Here is a 13,327-nt window from a genome sequence, read left to right on the forward strand (position 1 = left end):
CCGCAACGCCAAGCGCTGTCCGGCCAATAGGAGGGTCGCCGCAACGCCAAGCGCTGTCCGGCCAATAGGAGGGTCGGCCGCTAAATGCGTGCAGGATCACGAGCCGCGCCCCAGCGYGGCATATCAATACTTGTTAGGAATTGAGCCGAGAAGCTGGATTACCGCCGGTACTGCTGCGCTTCCAGGTATGCGTCACGGGATGGGAGAAGGTGGCCAGCACAAAGAGTGACGAGCGTGTCGATATCGCCCTCCTTAAGCGCTTCTATCATCAGCCAGTGTTCTTTGCGGGCCCGTTCTCTGTACTCAGCCGAAACAAGCGAGGCAAAGCGGATGGGGTGTGTCTGCCGCGCGAACTCAGAGATCGCCTTCTGCAGTGTGTTGTTGCTGCACAGGGCAAAGAGTTCGCGGTGGAAGGCAAGGTTCACTCGGAAGACGGTGCGCGCGTCGCCAGCTGCGACAGCCGCGTCGTGTTGCCGCTGAATGGCAATGAGGTGGTCGATGCGTGACGGAACGATTTCCAGATCAATTCGCCTGGCTGCCTCAGTCTCGAGCATGGTTCGGACTTCGTACAGTTCCTTCACTTCCTGAACTGAGAACGACCGAACCAGGGCGCCAATATTCTTGCGGCGTTCAATCAAGCCCATGCGGTCCAAGGCAGCGAGGGCGTCCCGGACAACGTGACGCTTGACGGCAAATCTCTCCATCAGCTCGTCTTCGACCAATCTCTCTCGAGGATGCAGCCGGCCGAAGACGATGTCTTCTTCAAGCGTCGCGACCATGTCGCTCAAAGAATCTGGCTGGGCGAAATCGGATTTGGCGCTATCGTCAAAAGCGGCGGAGAGCATCTCGGAGCTGGGCATCGGGCTAGCCGCACCGGCGGGCGAGCCCGGTGCGGTTGTACGATTCGGAATGAAAGCTGTCATTGTGAACTATTTTCCCGAGCCCTTGGCTCCTGAGCCCTATTCGCCCTTGCCAGGCACCTTGCCGCGATTCTCCACAGCGCGCAGGAAGTCGAAGTCGACCCYCTGGTCTGCCTGGTTGACCGTCGTGAGGAAGAGCTTGCGGTAACCGCGGTCCGCCGTCGGTACGACCACAGGCTTTTCCTCGGCCCGACGCTTCAGTTCCTCATCACTGACATGAAGCTTCAGTTCACGGCGCGAGACTGACAGGCTGATGCGGTCGCCATTCCGAACATGCGCTAGCGGCCCGCCGACTGCAGCCTCCGGCGTTACGTGCAGAACAATGGTGCCGAAGGCTGTTCCACTCATGCGGCCGTCCGAGATGCGGACGATGTCCTTTACACCTGCGCGAGCAAGCTTGCGCGGGATTGGAATGTAGCCGGCCTCAGGCATGCCGGGCGCGCCCTTCGGGCCGATGTTCTTCAGCACCAGGATGTCGTCGGCCGTGACATCGAGGTCGTCACTGTCGATACGGTTAACCAGATCTTCGGCGTTCTCAAACACCACAGCGCGCCCTTCGTGCTCCATAAGCTTCGGATGGGCCGCGGACTGCTTAATAATGGAGCCACCCGGGGCAAGGTTGCCGTTCAGTACGGCGATACCGCCCTGCGGGTAGATGGGATTTTCGCGAGAGCGGACGACGTTCTGGGCGAAGCCGGGGCCGGAGCGCTCGATTTCCTCTCCCAGAGTACGGCCGGTGACCGTCATGGCGTCCAGGTTCAGAAGAGGCTTCAGTTCGCGCAGCAGGGTTGCCATACCGCCAGCGTGATGGAAGTCCTCCATGTAGTGGTMACCCGACGGCTTCAGGTCCAGCAGCACCGGGGTGTCACGGCCCATGCGATCCAGACCAGCGAGGTCGATGTCATAGCCCAGACGACCCGCAATTGCGGCCAAGTGAACGATACCGTTGGTCGAGCCGCCAATTGCCAGCAAGACGCGCATGGCATTTTCGAAGGCGGCGGGAGTGAGAATCTTGTCGATGGTGAGGCGTTCCTTCGCAATGCGAACAGCCTCGGCGCCGGTCTGCTCCGCCACGCGGATGCGGTCAGCAGTCACTGCGGGGGGTGAGGCACCGCCAGGCACCGTCATACCCAGCGCTTCGGCGATACAAGCCATTGTGCTGGCCGTACCCATCACCGAGCACGTGCCCACGCTGGCCACCAGTTGGTTGTTCACGTCCGCGATTTCTTCCGAATCGATTTCTTCTGCGCGGAACTTGCCCCAATAGCGGCGGCAGTCCGTGCAGGCACCGACGCGCTCGCTACGGTGCGAGCCGGTCAGCATGGAGCCAGTAATCAGCTGGATAGCCGGAATTCCCGCGGACGCGGCGCCCATAAGCTGGGCCGGAACCGTCTTGTCGCAACCTCCGATGAGCACCACGGCGTCCATCGGCTGCGCGCGAATMATCTCCTCAGTGTCCATCGACATGAGGTTGCGCAGATACATGCTTGTCGGCGCCGAAAAGCTCTCGTGGATCGAGATCGTCGGGAAATCCATGGGCAGACCGCCCGCCAGCATGATGCCGCGCTTCACGGCCTCGATGAGCTGGGGTGCATTGCCGTGGCACGGGTTGTAAGCGCTCCCGGTGTTGACGATGCCAATGACCGGGCGATCCAGCGCCGAATCCGTGTAACCCGCCCCCTTGATAAACGCCTTGCGCAGGAACAGCGAAAACCCGCGGTCCCCGTAGTTGGTAAGGCCCTTTGAGATGCCCGTGGCCGCGGCTTCGGGTGCGATGTCATGGCGCGGAGTAGCGCCTTTGGGGGTTTGGTCTTCGTTGGACATGAGTTTCCTGCTGAGTACTGGGACAGAAACGTCGCACCTTGCTGCTACGTAGGTCGTAAGGATAGCCCAGCCCCTCGAAAATTGTTGCTAGTGATATCACCTATATTATTAATAATCTGATTGTCTAGAGTTCGGACCTAGTTCCTGGCGGGCGGCCAGGCACAACTAATCACACGACCCACATGGAAGGAGACACTCCGTGAATCTGTCATTCGGTTACCTTGGCGCGCGGCGCCGACGCCTACTCATAGCAGCCGTTGTCATTGGTGGAAATATGCTGTTTCCTGCTCTTGCAAGAGCGGATTACCCGGACAAGCCTATCAAGCTCGTCGTGCCGTACACGCCTGGCGGCGCGACCGACGTGATTGCGCGGGTCATAGGTCAAAAGCTCTCGATGTCCTTAGGCCGGCCAGTCGTCGTCGAAAATCGGGTTGGCGCGGCGGGCAACCTTGGTGCGGCTTACGTCGCCAAGGAAAGGCCGGACGGCTACACGCTGCTGCTCGGCGCCCTGACGAGTCACTCCATCAACAGCGTCTTGCTGCCATCTACAGCAGGGTTCACGATGGATAAGAGCTTTGCGCCTATCGCAGTGCTTGGACGCGTGCCACTCGTGGTCACTGTGGGGCCGGCATTCAAGGGGAAGACTCTTGCCGAGTTCATCGCCGCGGCGAAAGCCAAGCCTGGCGGCATGAACTATGGATCTTCGGGTAACGGGTCGCCGCAGCATCTTGCAGCCGAGCTATTCAAGCGCCAGGCTGGTGTCGATCTCACTCATGTTCCGTACAAGGGAAGCAGCCCGGCACTGAACGATTTGATGGGCGGCCAGGTGGACGTCGTCTTCGACACATTGCCCGCCACCCAGTCGTTTATCAAGGGCGGCCGTCTGCGTGCCTTGGCTTCGGCTACGCCTCAACGGGTCTTGCCGGACGTGCCCACGGCAAGTGAAGCTGGCCTGTCAGGGTTTGAAGTCAGCTCCATGTTTGGCCTGCTGGCGCCAGCAGGCCTGCCTGCCCCGATTGCCAACAAACTGAGCGCGGCGCTAAAGGACATCCTGGCGCAGGCAGAGGTGAAGAACGCGCTCACCGAGCAGGGAGTCATTCCCGTCTACACCACTCCGGATGAAGCCCGCTCGCAGATCACCGCGGAAGTAGCGCGATGGTCCAAGGTTATCAAGGAGGCGAACATCAAGGCCGACTGAACAATCGATTTCCGCAATCAATGTCGTTCGGATTGCTACTTCGCTTTGGTTGCGGTCCGCGTTATCTTCGTGCCGACAGAGTCGATCTTTGATGGGTGCAGCCCGGACCGCTTCCAAGGATCGCTCGAATTCTAGACGTCTTCGCACAGCGTGCGATGTCCGAAGAGAGGCGAAATGCCCCGTCGTCATGCGGTGGCATGAACCGACGTAGACCGATGGCTTCGCGCTGCCTGTGCTGCTCGAACCGAGTGCACGACTACGTCAGCGCGCATGCTTCTGGTAGGTCCCGATGAGTTCGGCATGGGCCAGTATGTGCCCCCGCATCGCCTGTTCCAGCGCCGCCTTGTCCGGCTTGCCGAGATCTGGCAGCACGACGTCCAGGGCGTATAGCTTGTGGAAATACCGGTGCCGGCCAGTTGGAGGACACGGCCCGCCGTAATCGGCACGGTGCCAGTCGTTGACACCTTCGCGAGCGCCGGGCGGCAAGCTATGCCGGCTCATACCTTGTGCAAGCGAGCCGGGCCGCGGAGGTAGGTTGTACACGAGCCAATGGACCMATGTCATTTGCGGTGACGCCGGGTCTGGCGCATCCGGATCATCGACAATCAAGGCCAGGCTGGCAGTGGAGGGCGGCAACCCTGACCACGCCAGGGGCGGTGACACATCGGCGCCTTCGCACGTGTGCACATTGGGAATCTCCCCGCCTTGGGCAAACGCGGGGGATGTCAGTATGAGCGGCATCGATGGCCTCTGCTGGGCAAGCAGCGCTGGTCCGAACAGCATGGCCGCAAAGGCCAGCAACCTCGGTAGAAGTGCAAATCGCACCATATCTGCCCCCGCCGGCGCATGACGGCTGTTCCAACCTAGCCCGGATTCAACCCCTGTGCAAGGGACCGTGCAGTTTTCCGAAGCCGACCCACTGCGGCCCTTCGACGCGCGTTGAGCKAACGGGCACTTCCGAGGTCGAGCGGTCCGTGGATGGCCGGATACCGCCGTTGCGTATCCCGTCCACTCGAATAAGCACGGGGTCCCTTAGCGAGCGGCGCTCGGATAATCGTAACGCAGCAACGCAGGAGGAGGCGGTAAGGCACGATAGCCGTTGCCTTATTGGCGGAGTGGGTGCTGCCAGGAATCCAGCCCCGCGCGACTTGGGAAGCCTTGTCGCAGGTGCTTTAAATTACACTTCTTGCTTTGTAATTTGATAACTATTATGCAGACCAAAATCTCTCGATGGCGGAATTGGTCGGTCGCTGCTGCGATGAAGTTCGCATCAGAACCTCTAAGGCTCACTTGTCGCCATAGTGAAGCCGACAAGCGATAATGGTCAGTTCATCGTCGTTGGCGAAATACACTAGGCGGTTGCTGTCGTCGATGCGCCGCGACCAGTAGCCCGACAGGTTGCCTTTCAGCGGCTCGGGCTTGCCGAGCCCGTCGAACGGTTCGCGTTGGGCGTCTTGGATTAGGGCGTTGATGCGCTTGAGCCTTTTCTTGTCTTGGCCCTGCCAATAGACATAGTCTTCCCAAGCGTCGGGCATAAAGGTCAGCTGGCGCGTCATTCACTGGCCGGGTCGATCAGGTCGTGCTTCTCGGCCATGCCAGCGCGGTGCTGCTGAATCGAACGCAGCAGGCGCGCGGCGTTAGCCGGCGAGCTGAGCAAGTGCATCGTTTCCATCCAGCTGTCGTACTGCTCTTGCGACATGATGACCACGTTCGGCGCGTCCCGGCGCGTGATGAGGACAGCGTCGTGGTCGTMGATGGCCTGGTCCATGACTGCCTTCAGGTTGCTGCGGGCGTCGGAGAAATGGATGGTGCGCATACCGCCCTCCTTGGATAACTCGTACTGGAACTTGTACAAGTATAGCAAGTCTGCGTGAAGGAGGGTAGTTTGCGGACGCCAGTGAGTGTGCCGCCGCGCTTGGTCAGCGGTTCGTCTTAACGCACGGCGTGGCGTAATGCGCCGGCTTAGCCGCAAAATATGCAGACCGAAGTCAAGCCGGCATGAAGATGACCATGKATCACATATCTGTTACATAGCCGCGCCGCTCGATTGGAACGCTCGGATCAATCCCCAGCATCCCGAATTCAGGTCTCAGCGCCTGTGCCTGTGGGATGCCAGGCTCTTCCCGAGCCAAGAGGGATGGCCCTTTGGGCAGAGATAGTCTCCGCTGCGGACAATCCAGCCGAGCTGTTTGCTTGTCGTTTTCATGTTTGCCTAGACGTGGAGCATTGAAAGGACAGCGAGCACACCGCCAACCGCGCCTATCCCGTACGATGCCACCTGCAACCACCGGCGCCGCGTGAGCAGCGTGATCGCCGCCAAGGCAATAGAAACCTGAATGGCAACCACGGCCTGGGCCCAGCGGTGATGATGATGCACGGCTGTCTCACTGGCCTCGTCCGCGTCCTTGGCGGCCCGCTCTTGCGCCTCTGCTTTCTGCCGGACTTGCTCTTTCTCCGACGCGTAGCGCAGCGCTTCCCGTTTGGCGGCGGCTTGATCCACGCCGGGCAGCTGTGCGGTCAGTTCAGCAATGGCCTGCTTCTGTCCTTTCGCCTGGTAGTAGGCCCATTGATTGGCGGCTTCGGTCTTGTGAATGGCGGCTTCGTTCTTCAGAAGAAGCGCTTCGTTCTGGGTCGCTCCGCCCTGATAGCCGAAAACTGCCCCGGCCGTCGACAAGATCGCTGTCATCACAGCGATACGACCTGAAAAACCGTCGGTGTGACCGACTTCCGCCGCGTGCTCAAGCACGTGGTCGTGGGCACCGTGTACATGGAATCCGTCTGACATTGCTCTTCCGTTCTTTTATCTTCTGTCCGTTGCGGTCTGCGATTTTGCCGCTCCGCCAACGGCGTTCAGTTTTGCTTCGACTACGGCGAACTCACGCCTCCGGGCGTCCCGCAACGCGAGACTGACGGCGGTCGGACTGCCAACCAGCTTTCTGTMGATGTTCGCGATCTCGGAATGAAGGCTTAGCTCTTCGTGCCTCAGATCCGGGATGCGCCGCTCATGGTCGCTGGCATCTACCCACTGTTGCATCCCTCCCTCTTGTTCTACTTAACCCGTTAGCTGTCCAACAGTGTTCTATCGGCCGGATCACCCGTTTTCTTGACCACCGGCATCTCATGGACCAGGCGAAAGGGCGCGTCGTATGTATTTCGTTCAAAAGGTTGGATCGAGGCTAKAGGCTCCKGAAAAATCCACCCGTGATCATAACGGTTGTACCCGGGCGCCAAGCAGAAATTGCGACCGTTGGTCTCCAGCCCGCCCGGCATTGGCGACAGATCCACCACGCGCTGTGCCACCAGGTGCGCACCTTGCCCTCACACTGCCATTGCCCATGCCAACGGTAACGATAGTCATGGACTTCCCCGTCTCTGGTTGTGTTGCAGCCATCATGGCACTTCGGTGCCAACTGGTGGCTTCCGCCGCGACCTCGGGACGGGGAAGTCCCTTCCATTCGATTCCGCGGCCTGCAAAGGTAGTACGCGCCCGCGCGTGCTCAACGAAGCAAACCGGATATGCGTAGACGATAAAGTTCGTTGGGCGCGCGCGGTGACCGCCTTAGTCTGTCAGATTTGCATTCCTCCCCAGACAGCCCCTCATGAGCCTCTCCTGCCTCCCCGTGGAAACCGCGGGTAACGATATTGCCGGCGCTCAAATGCGCGCCATCGACGCTTTTCTCCGCGTTGTCGCCCTAACCACGGTTGCCCCGCACCCGTCTTTGGTCACAGGCGCCCAAGATGCGCTGACCTGCGATGACGACCACTGCCGCAGCCTACGCGCGAACACCGACCTGACCAGGCGCGATGCCGGCTACCAGCAATACCTGGACTGGGGCATCGGCCTGGTGGCACAAGTCGAACGCAAAGGCGAAGGCGACTTGGGCATCCGCCTTGTCAGGCCGACCGAGGCGGCGGCGTCATGAACCTGCGCAATGCGGGTCGCACGCTGGTGCGCACGGCATGGCAGGCCGTGCCGACCGTCATCGGTGTGATCCTTGTCAATTTCATCCTGATGCAATGGATTCCTGGTGACGCCGCCGATGTTGTGGCGGCAGAGTCGGGCTCGGCCACGGCGGAGAGCATGGCGCAGCTGCGCGCGCACTTCGGGCTCGACCTGCCCGTGGCCMAGCAACTGGTCGCCTATCTGAACAACCTGGCGCACCTCAGCCTCGGCGTTTCGCCACGCTACAACATGCCGGTGTTGTCGCTGATCGGCGCGCGGCTTGGCAACACGCTGCTGCTGATGGTCTCGGCGCTGGGGTTTGCCCTGGCCATCGGTATTACCGCGGGCACGGTGATGTCCACGCGCGTGGGCCGCTGGCAGGACCGCACGCTTTCCGTGCTGGCGCTGCTGCTGTATTCCACGCCGGGCTTCTGGCTGGGCCTGATGGCCATCGTGCTGTTCTCGGTGCACCTGGGCTGGCTGCCGACAGGCGGCAGCGAGAGCATCGGCGCGGGCTACACGGGCTGGACCCATGTGGTCGACGTGGCGCGGCACCTGGTGCTGCCGGCGCTGGCCATKGCGGGCTTCTATATCGCAATCTTCTCCCGGCTCACGCGCGCCGCGATGCTCGAGGTAGCGCGTCAGGACTTCGTGCGCACYGCACAGGCCAAGGGGCTGCACCCGTGGACCGTCAACCTGCGCCACATCCTGCGCAACGCGCTGATTCCGGTCACCACGGTGGCCGGGATGCACTTCGGCACGCTGCTGGGCGGCGCGGTGGTGGTCGAGACCGTGTTCAGCTGGCCCGGACTGGGGCGGCTGGCCTTCCACTCGGTGGCGGGGCGCGACTACACGGTGCTGCTTGGCGTGTTGCTGATGTCGTCGCTGCTGGTCATCGTGTCCAACATGCTGGTCGACCTGTTGCAGGCATGGCTGGACCCGCGCATTCAGGTGCGCTGAGAGGTCCCGTCAGCCCCTTCTTTCTTTCCGAAATTCCAGGCTTTCAAAGCTCTCGATGTCCACACCTTTCCCATCCGATTCCGCGATCGCCCATCCGCCGGCACTTCCGCCGGCACTTCCGCCGGTGCCCGTGGCGGCCCGTGGTCCTGAACCCGCTGCCGCCCCAGTCGCCAGGGCCGCGGCCGATGCCAGACCTGTCTCCAGCCGCCATGCCGCGCTGCGCGCTTTTCTGCGCAACCCCGCCGCCGTGGCGGGCGTGGTGCTGCTCCTGTTCATGCTCGTACTGGCGCTGGTCGCGCCGCTGCTCTACCCGGGCGACCCGCTCGACATGGTCGCGCCACCGCTGCTGTGGCCGGGCCGGGACGCGGCATATCCGCTCGGCAGCGATTCGCTGGGCCGCGACGTCATCGCGGGCATTGCGCACGGTGCGCGCGTGTCGCTCGCGGTGGGCGTGGTGGCCGCGGTGCTGAGCGTKGTGATCGGCGTGCTCCTGGGCGCCACCGCCGGCTATTTCGGTGGCCGCATCGACGACGTGCTGGTGCGCATCACGGAGCTGTTCCAGACCATGCCGTCGTTCCTGTTCGTGATCGTGGTGGTGGCTATCGGCCAGCCCTCGGTCCCGATGATCGTGTTCGCCATCGGCCTGGCTTCGTGGCCGGTGATCGCGAGGCTGGTGCGTGCCGAGTTCMGTGCGTTGCGCGAAACAGAGTTCGTGCTCGCCGCCCGCAGCCAGGGTTTCAGCCATGCCCGCATCATTTTCCAGGAGATGCTGCCCAATGCGTTGCCACCGGTGATCGTGACGACGTCGGTGCTGGTGGCGAGCGCCATCCTCATCGAGTCGGCGCTGTCCTTCCTCGGCATGGGCGACCCGAATGCGGTGTCGTGGGGCAGCATGATCGGGCAGGGCCGGCAGCTGCTGCGCACGGCGTGGTATCTCACGGCGTTGCCGGGTGCGGCCATCGTGTTGACGGTGCTGGCGCTCAACCTCGTGGGCGACGGGCTCAACGATGCGTTCAATCCTCGGTTGAGGGGGCGCCACTGAAATGGTACTAGATCAAGCCACCGCCAAGCCGCCGCTGCTCGACGTGCGCGGCCTCGATGTTTTCTTCCACGGATCGGACGGTCCCATCCGGGCCGTTCGTGGTCTCGACCTGACGTTGCAGCGTGGCGAGAGGCTTGCGCTGGTGGGCGAGTCCGGTTGCGGAAAGTCAACCACCGCGCTCGCGCTACTTCGCCTGCTCGCGCCCGGTACGGTGCTCCGCGGCAACATCCACTTCGACGGGCGCGACATCCTTGCGCTGTCTGCGGCCCAGTTGCGCGAAGTGCGCGGCCGGGAGATCGCGATGATCTTCCAGGAGCCGATGACATCGCTGAATCCGGTGCACACCATCGGCGCGCAGATCGAGGAGACCTTGCGCAGGCATGAAAAGCTCTCGGCCCTGGCCGCCCGCAAGCGCGCGATCGAACTGCTCGACCTCGTGCGCATTCCCGAGCCGCACCAGCGCATCGACGACCATCCGCACAACCTGTCGGGCGGACAGCGACAGCGCGTCATGATCGCCATGGCCGTGGCCTGCAAGCCGCGCCTGCTGGTGGCCGACGAGCCGACMACCGCGCTGGACGTGACCATCCAGGCACAGATCCTCGAACTGCTCGCCGGCCTGCGCCGCGAACTCGACATGGCGCTGCTACTCATCACGCACGACCTGGGCCTGGTCGCGCAATGGGCCGATCGCGTGGCTGTGATGTACGGCGGCGAGAAGGTCGAGGACGCGCCGACCTCCACATTGTTCGACGCACCGTCGCACGCCTACACCAGGGGCCTGCTTGGCGCCTCGCTGCACGCGGGCAGTGCGTTGCATTACGCCGATGCGCGCCTGCCGGAGATCCACACACGCCTCGACCCGGTCACTGGCGTGCGCGACTTCGCGCTGCACGTACCTGCTCCCAGGGCCTCAGAGCCTGCACGTACAGCAGCCGCGGCCGGCGAGCCCCTGCTGTCCGTGCGGGAGTTGCGCACCGATTACCCGAAGCGCGGCGGCGGCGTGCTACATGCGGTGGACGGCGTGTCCTTCGACATCCGTGCGGGCGAGACCGTGGGGCTCGTGGGTGAGTCGGGCTGCGGCAAGTCGACACTCTCGCGCACGCTGCTGCGCCTCGTGAACCCGACGTCGGGCCGCATCGTGTTCGACGGCACCGACATCGCGTCGCTGTCGGAGAAGGCGCTCAAACCCTGGCGTCGCCGGGTGCAGATGGTGTTCCAGGATCCGTATGCCTCGCTGAATCCGCGGCGCAGCGTGTTCGATATCCTCGAAGCGGTGCTCAAGGTGCACGGCGTGGCCGACCGCGCCGAGCGCCGCAACCKCATCGCGGCCATCCTGGAGCGCGTGGGCCTGCCGGCCGACGCGGGGCGCCGCTTCCCCAACGAGTTCTCGGGCGGGCAGCGCCAGCGCATCGGCATCGCGCGCGCCCTGGTGCTGCGGCCATCGCTGGTGGTGCTCGACGAGCCCGTGTCGGCACTCGACGTGTCGGTGCAGGCGCAGATCCTGAACCTGCTGGTGGAGCTGAAGGAAGACTTCGGGCTCTCGTACCTGTTCATCTCGCACGACCTCTMGGTGGTACGCTACATCGCCGATCGCGTGATGGTGATGAACAAGGGCCAGATCGTGGAGACCGGCAGCCACCGCGACATCTGGGACCAGCCGCGGCACCCGTACACGCGCAGCCTGATCGCGGCCGTGCCGGGGGCGGAGCAGCGCAAGGCCGCCTGAGCTTCTCGGTGCGGCGGGCGATGCACCCCGATCCCGGACGGATGCCGGGTGCCCTGGCTTAGCCGGCCAGCGCACCCACGGCGCTCCCGCCTACTTCTTCGGCTCGTCCACCCACACATCCGCCAGGTTCGACTCCACGCCATCCGCCGTCAGCGAATGGTCATGCACGCGCTGGTTGGCGATGGTGATGAACAGCGGCTGGTAGAGGTTCAGGTCGGGCACGTCGCGCGCCACGGTGTCCTGGAACGCCTTGAAGAGCTTCACGCGCTTGGCCGGGTCGTTTTCCACGGCCGCATTCTCCAGCAGCTTGTCCACCACCGGGTTCTGGTAGTGCGTGCCGTTGGAGAAGGGCACGCCCTTGATGAAGTTCTTCGACCAGTACAGCCGCTGCACGCCCACGGTCGGATCGAACAGGTTGCTCGCGCCATTGGTGGTGAAGACGAAGTCGCGGTCCGTGTAGATGCGCTTGATGAAAGCGCTCGGGTCTTGCGCGCGCACCGTCACCGCGATGCCCACGCGCKCCAGCGCCGCGCGCAGGTAGTCCGCCAGGCGCTGGCCATMGGCGCTGATGGGGTTGAAGTCCAGCGGCACGCTGAACCGCACGCCCGCCTTCTTCGGGTAGCCCGCTTCGTCAAGCAATGCATTGGCCTTGTTCACGTCGAGGGGGTAGGGCGAGCGCGCCGGGTCGTGGAAGGCCTTGAGGCCGGGCGCGATCGGCGAGTAGCTCACCTGGCCGTAGCCGTAGTTGACGACCTTCACGATCACGTTGCGGTCCACCGCGTGGGCGACGGCCTGGCGCACCTTCTCGTTCTTGAAGTATTCGTTGTCGAGGTTGAACTCCAGCCGCGTCACGTTCGACGAGTAGCTGTTGCCCTTGGTCTCGAAGCGCAGCGAGGGCACCTTCTTCAGGCGATCCAGGTCGGCCAGCGGCACGGGCGTGCGGTAGCCCAGGTCGACCGTGCCCGTCTCGAAGGCCACGGCAGCGGCGGCAGGGTCGGTGATGAAACGCACGATCAGCTGGTCGACGAAGGGCTTTGGCTTGTCCCAGTAGTCCGGGTTGCGCTCGTACACGATATGGCTGCCGCGCACCCATTCCTTGAACTTGAACGGGCCCGTGCCGATGGGCGCGTTGTTGTTCCGGTTGCTGGCCGGGTCGGATCCCTCGTAGATGTGCTTGGGCACGATGGGCGTCTCGGTCGCGACGAGCGCACGGATCAGGTACGGCGCGGGCTTCGACAGCCGCAGGATGGCGGTGTACTTGTCGGGCGTGTCGATGGCCGTGAGGTTGGCGAAGGTGTTGCGCCCGCGCGGGTGGATCTTCTTCAGCAGTTCGATGGAATAGGCGACGTCGGCCGAGGTGAAGTCCTTGCCGTCATGCCATTTCACGCCGTGGCGCAGCGTGAACGTGTAGTTCAGGCCGTCGGGGCTGATCGCCCACTTCGTGGCCAGCTGCGGCTGCGGGTTGACGTCGTAGTCGTACTTCAGCAGGCCTTCGGTGACCTTGGCGCTCACGCTCAGGATKGGCGTGGCGACATTGCCGATGGTGACGAGCGCGGTCGGCTCGCTGGTCGATAGCAGCGTGAGGGTGCCGCTGTGGTTGGGCGGAGCGGCGTGGGCGGCAACGCCCACGGCAAGCAGCGCGGCGAGGAGGGTGCCGCGAAGAGGGAATGATGGGTTCGAGAGGAACATGGTGTGGAAAACAGGGTCAGGG

Annotated in this window: 12 protein-coding genes; 5 read left to right on the top strand and 7 right to left on the bottom strand. The window is 63.2% G+C overall.

Annotated elements, in window-relative coordinates:
• Positions 1 to 158 precede the first annotated feature (158 nt).
• Positions 159 to 845, bottom strand: a complete 687-nt coding sequence (locus tag AC1DKV_RS30695; protein WP_441622790.1) for a GntR family transcriptional regulator — start codon at positions 843 to 845, stop codon at positions 159 to 161.
• A gap of 114 nt (positions 846 to 959) precedes the next feature.
• Positions 960 to 2,744 (bottom strand): IlvD/Edd family dehydratase, encoded by a 1,785-nt coding sequence (locus AC1DKV_RS30700; protein WP_477138729.1) that lies wholly within the window; start codon positions 2,742 to 2,744, stop codon positions 960 to 962.
• A gap of 205 nt (positions 2,745 to 2,949) precedes the next feature.
• On the opposite strand from AC1DKV_RS30700, the gene AC1DKV_RS30705 reads away from it, so the two are divergent.
• Complete coding sequence (locus tag AC1DKV_RS30705; RefSeq protein WP_441622792.1) at positions 2,950 to 3,942, top strand: Bug family tripartite tricarboxylate transporter substrate binding protein; 993 nt, start codon at positions 2,950 to 2,952, stop codon at positions 3,940 to 3,942.
• A gap of 261 nt (positions 3,943 to 4,203) precedes the next feature.
• On the opposite strand, the gene AC1DKV_RS30710 is transcribed toward AC1DKV_RS30705, so the two are convergent.
• The 4 genes from AC1DKV_RS30710 to AC1DKV_RS30725 form a co-directional block, all read right to left on the bottom strand.
• Positions 4,204 to 4,683 carry a YbhB/YbcL family Raf kinase inhibitor-like protein gene (locus AC1DKV_RS30710; RefSeq protein WP_477138730.1) on the bottom strand — a complete coding sequence of 160 codons (480 nt, stop codon included), beginning with the start codon at positions 4,681 to 4,683 and terminating at the stop codon, positions 4,204 to 4,206.
• Between the two features lie 545 nt (positions 4,684 to 5,228).
• Entirely contained in the window at positions 5,229 to 5,498 is a 270-nt protein-coding gene (locus AC1DKV_RS30715; RefSeq protein ID WP_441622734.1) for a Txe/YoeB family addiction module toxin, read from the bottom strand.
• Positions 5,495 to 5,758, bottom strand: coding sequence for a type II toxin-antitoxin system Phd/YefM family antitoxin (locus AC1DKV_RS30720; RefSeq protein ID WP_477138731.1), 264 nt, complete (start codon positions 5,756 to 5,758; stop codon positions 5,495 to 5,497). The genes AC1DKV_RS30715 and AC1DKV_RS30720 overlap by 4 nt, the downstream gene beginning before the upstream one ends.
• A 396-nt stretch (positions 5,759 to 6,154) precedes the next feature.
• Positions 6,155 to 6,727, bottom strand: coding sequence for a DUF4337 domain-containing protein (locus tag AC1DKV_RS30725; RefSeq protein ID WP_441622738.1), 573 nt, complete (start codon positions 6,725 to 6,727; stop codon positions 6,155 to 6,157).
• A gap of 814 nt (positions 6,728 to 7,541) precedes the next feature.
• On the opposite strand from AC1DKV_RS30725, the gene AC1DKV_RS30730 reads away from it, so the two are divergent.
• The 4 genes from AC1DKV_RS30730 (at position 7,542) to AC1DKV_RS30745 (ending at position 11,616) form a co-directional block, all read left to right on the top strand.
• The gene (locus tag AC1DKV_RS30730) at positions 7,542 to 7,865 is read left to right on the top strand and encodes a hypothetical protein (protein ID WP_441622740.1); all 324 of its coding nucleotides are present in this window, start codon (positions 7,542 to 7,544) and stop codon (positions 7,863 to 7,865) included.
• Positions 7,862 to 8,845, top strand: coding sequence for an ABC transporter permease (locus AC1DKV_RS30735; protein WP_477138732.1), 984 nt, complete (start codon positions 7,862 to 7,864; stop codon positions 8,843 to 8,845). Before AC1DKV_RS30730 ends, AC1DKV_RS30735 begins: the two co-directional genes overlap by 4 nt.
• A 130-nt stretch (positions 8,846 to 8,975) precedes the next feature.
• Entirely contained in the window at positions 8,976 to 9,887 is a 912-nt protein-coding gene (locus AC1DKV_RS30740; RefSeq protein ID WP_477138733.1) for an ABC transporter permease, read from the top strand.
• Position 9,888: 1 nt separating this feature from the next.
• Entirely contained in the window at positions 9,889 to 11,616 is a 1,728-nt protein-coding gene (locus tag AC1DKV_RS30745; RefSeq protein ID WP_477138734.1) for an ABC transporter ATP-binding protein, read from the top strand.
• 90 nt (positions 11,617 to 11,706) lie between these two features.
• Here the strand turns inward: AC1DKV_RS30745 and AC1DKV_RS30750 are convergent, their stop codons facing one another.
• Positions 11,707 to 13,305 (bottom strand): ABC transporter substrate-binding protein, encoded by a 1,599-nt coding sequence (locus AC1DKV_RS30750; RefSeq protein WP_477138735.1) that lies wholly within the window; start codon positions 13,303 to 13,305, stop codon positions 11,707 to 11,709.
• Positions 13,306 to 13,327: the final 22 nt, after the last annotated feature.

The sequence above is a fragment of the Cupriavidus sp. 05T41 genome (assembly GCF_056396525.1).

Excerpts from the sequence above, each read along its gene's own strand:
- AC1DKV_RS30715 (WP_441622734.1), bottom strand. The coding sequence starts at position 5,498 with ATGACGCGCCAGCTGACCTTTATGCCCGACGCTTGGGAAGACTATGTC.
- AC1DKV_RS30730 (WP_441622740.1), top strand. The coding sequence starts at position 7,542 with ATGAGCCTCTCCTGCCTCCCCGTGGAAACCGCGGGTAACGATATTGCC.
- AC1DKV_RS30695 (WP_441622790.1), bottom strand. The coding sequence starts at position 845 with ATGCTCTCCGCCGCTTTTGACGATAGCGCCAAATCCGATTTCGCCCAG.
- AC1DKV_RS30725 (WP_441622738.1), bottom strand. The coding sequence starts at position 6,727 with ATGTCAGACGGATTCCATGTACACGGTGCCCACGACCACGTGCTTGAG.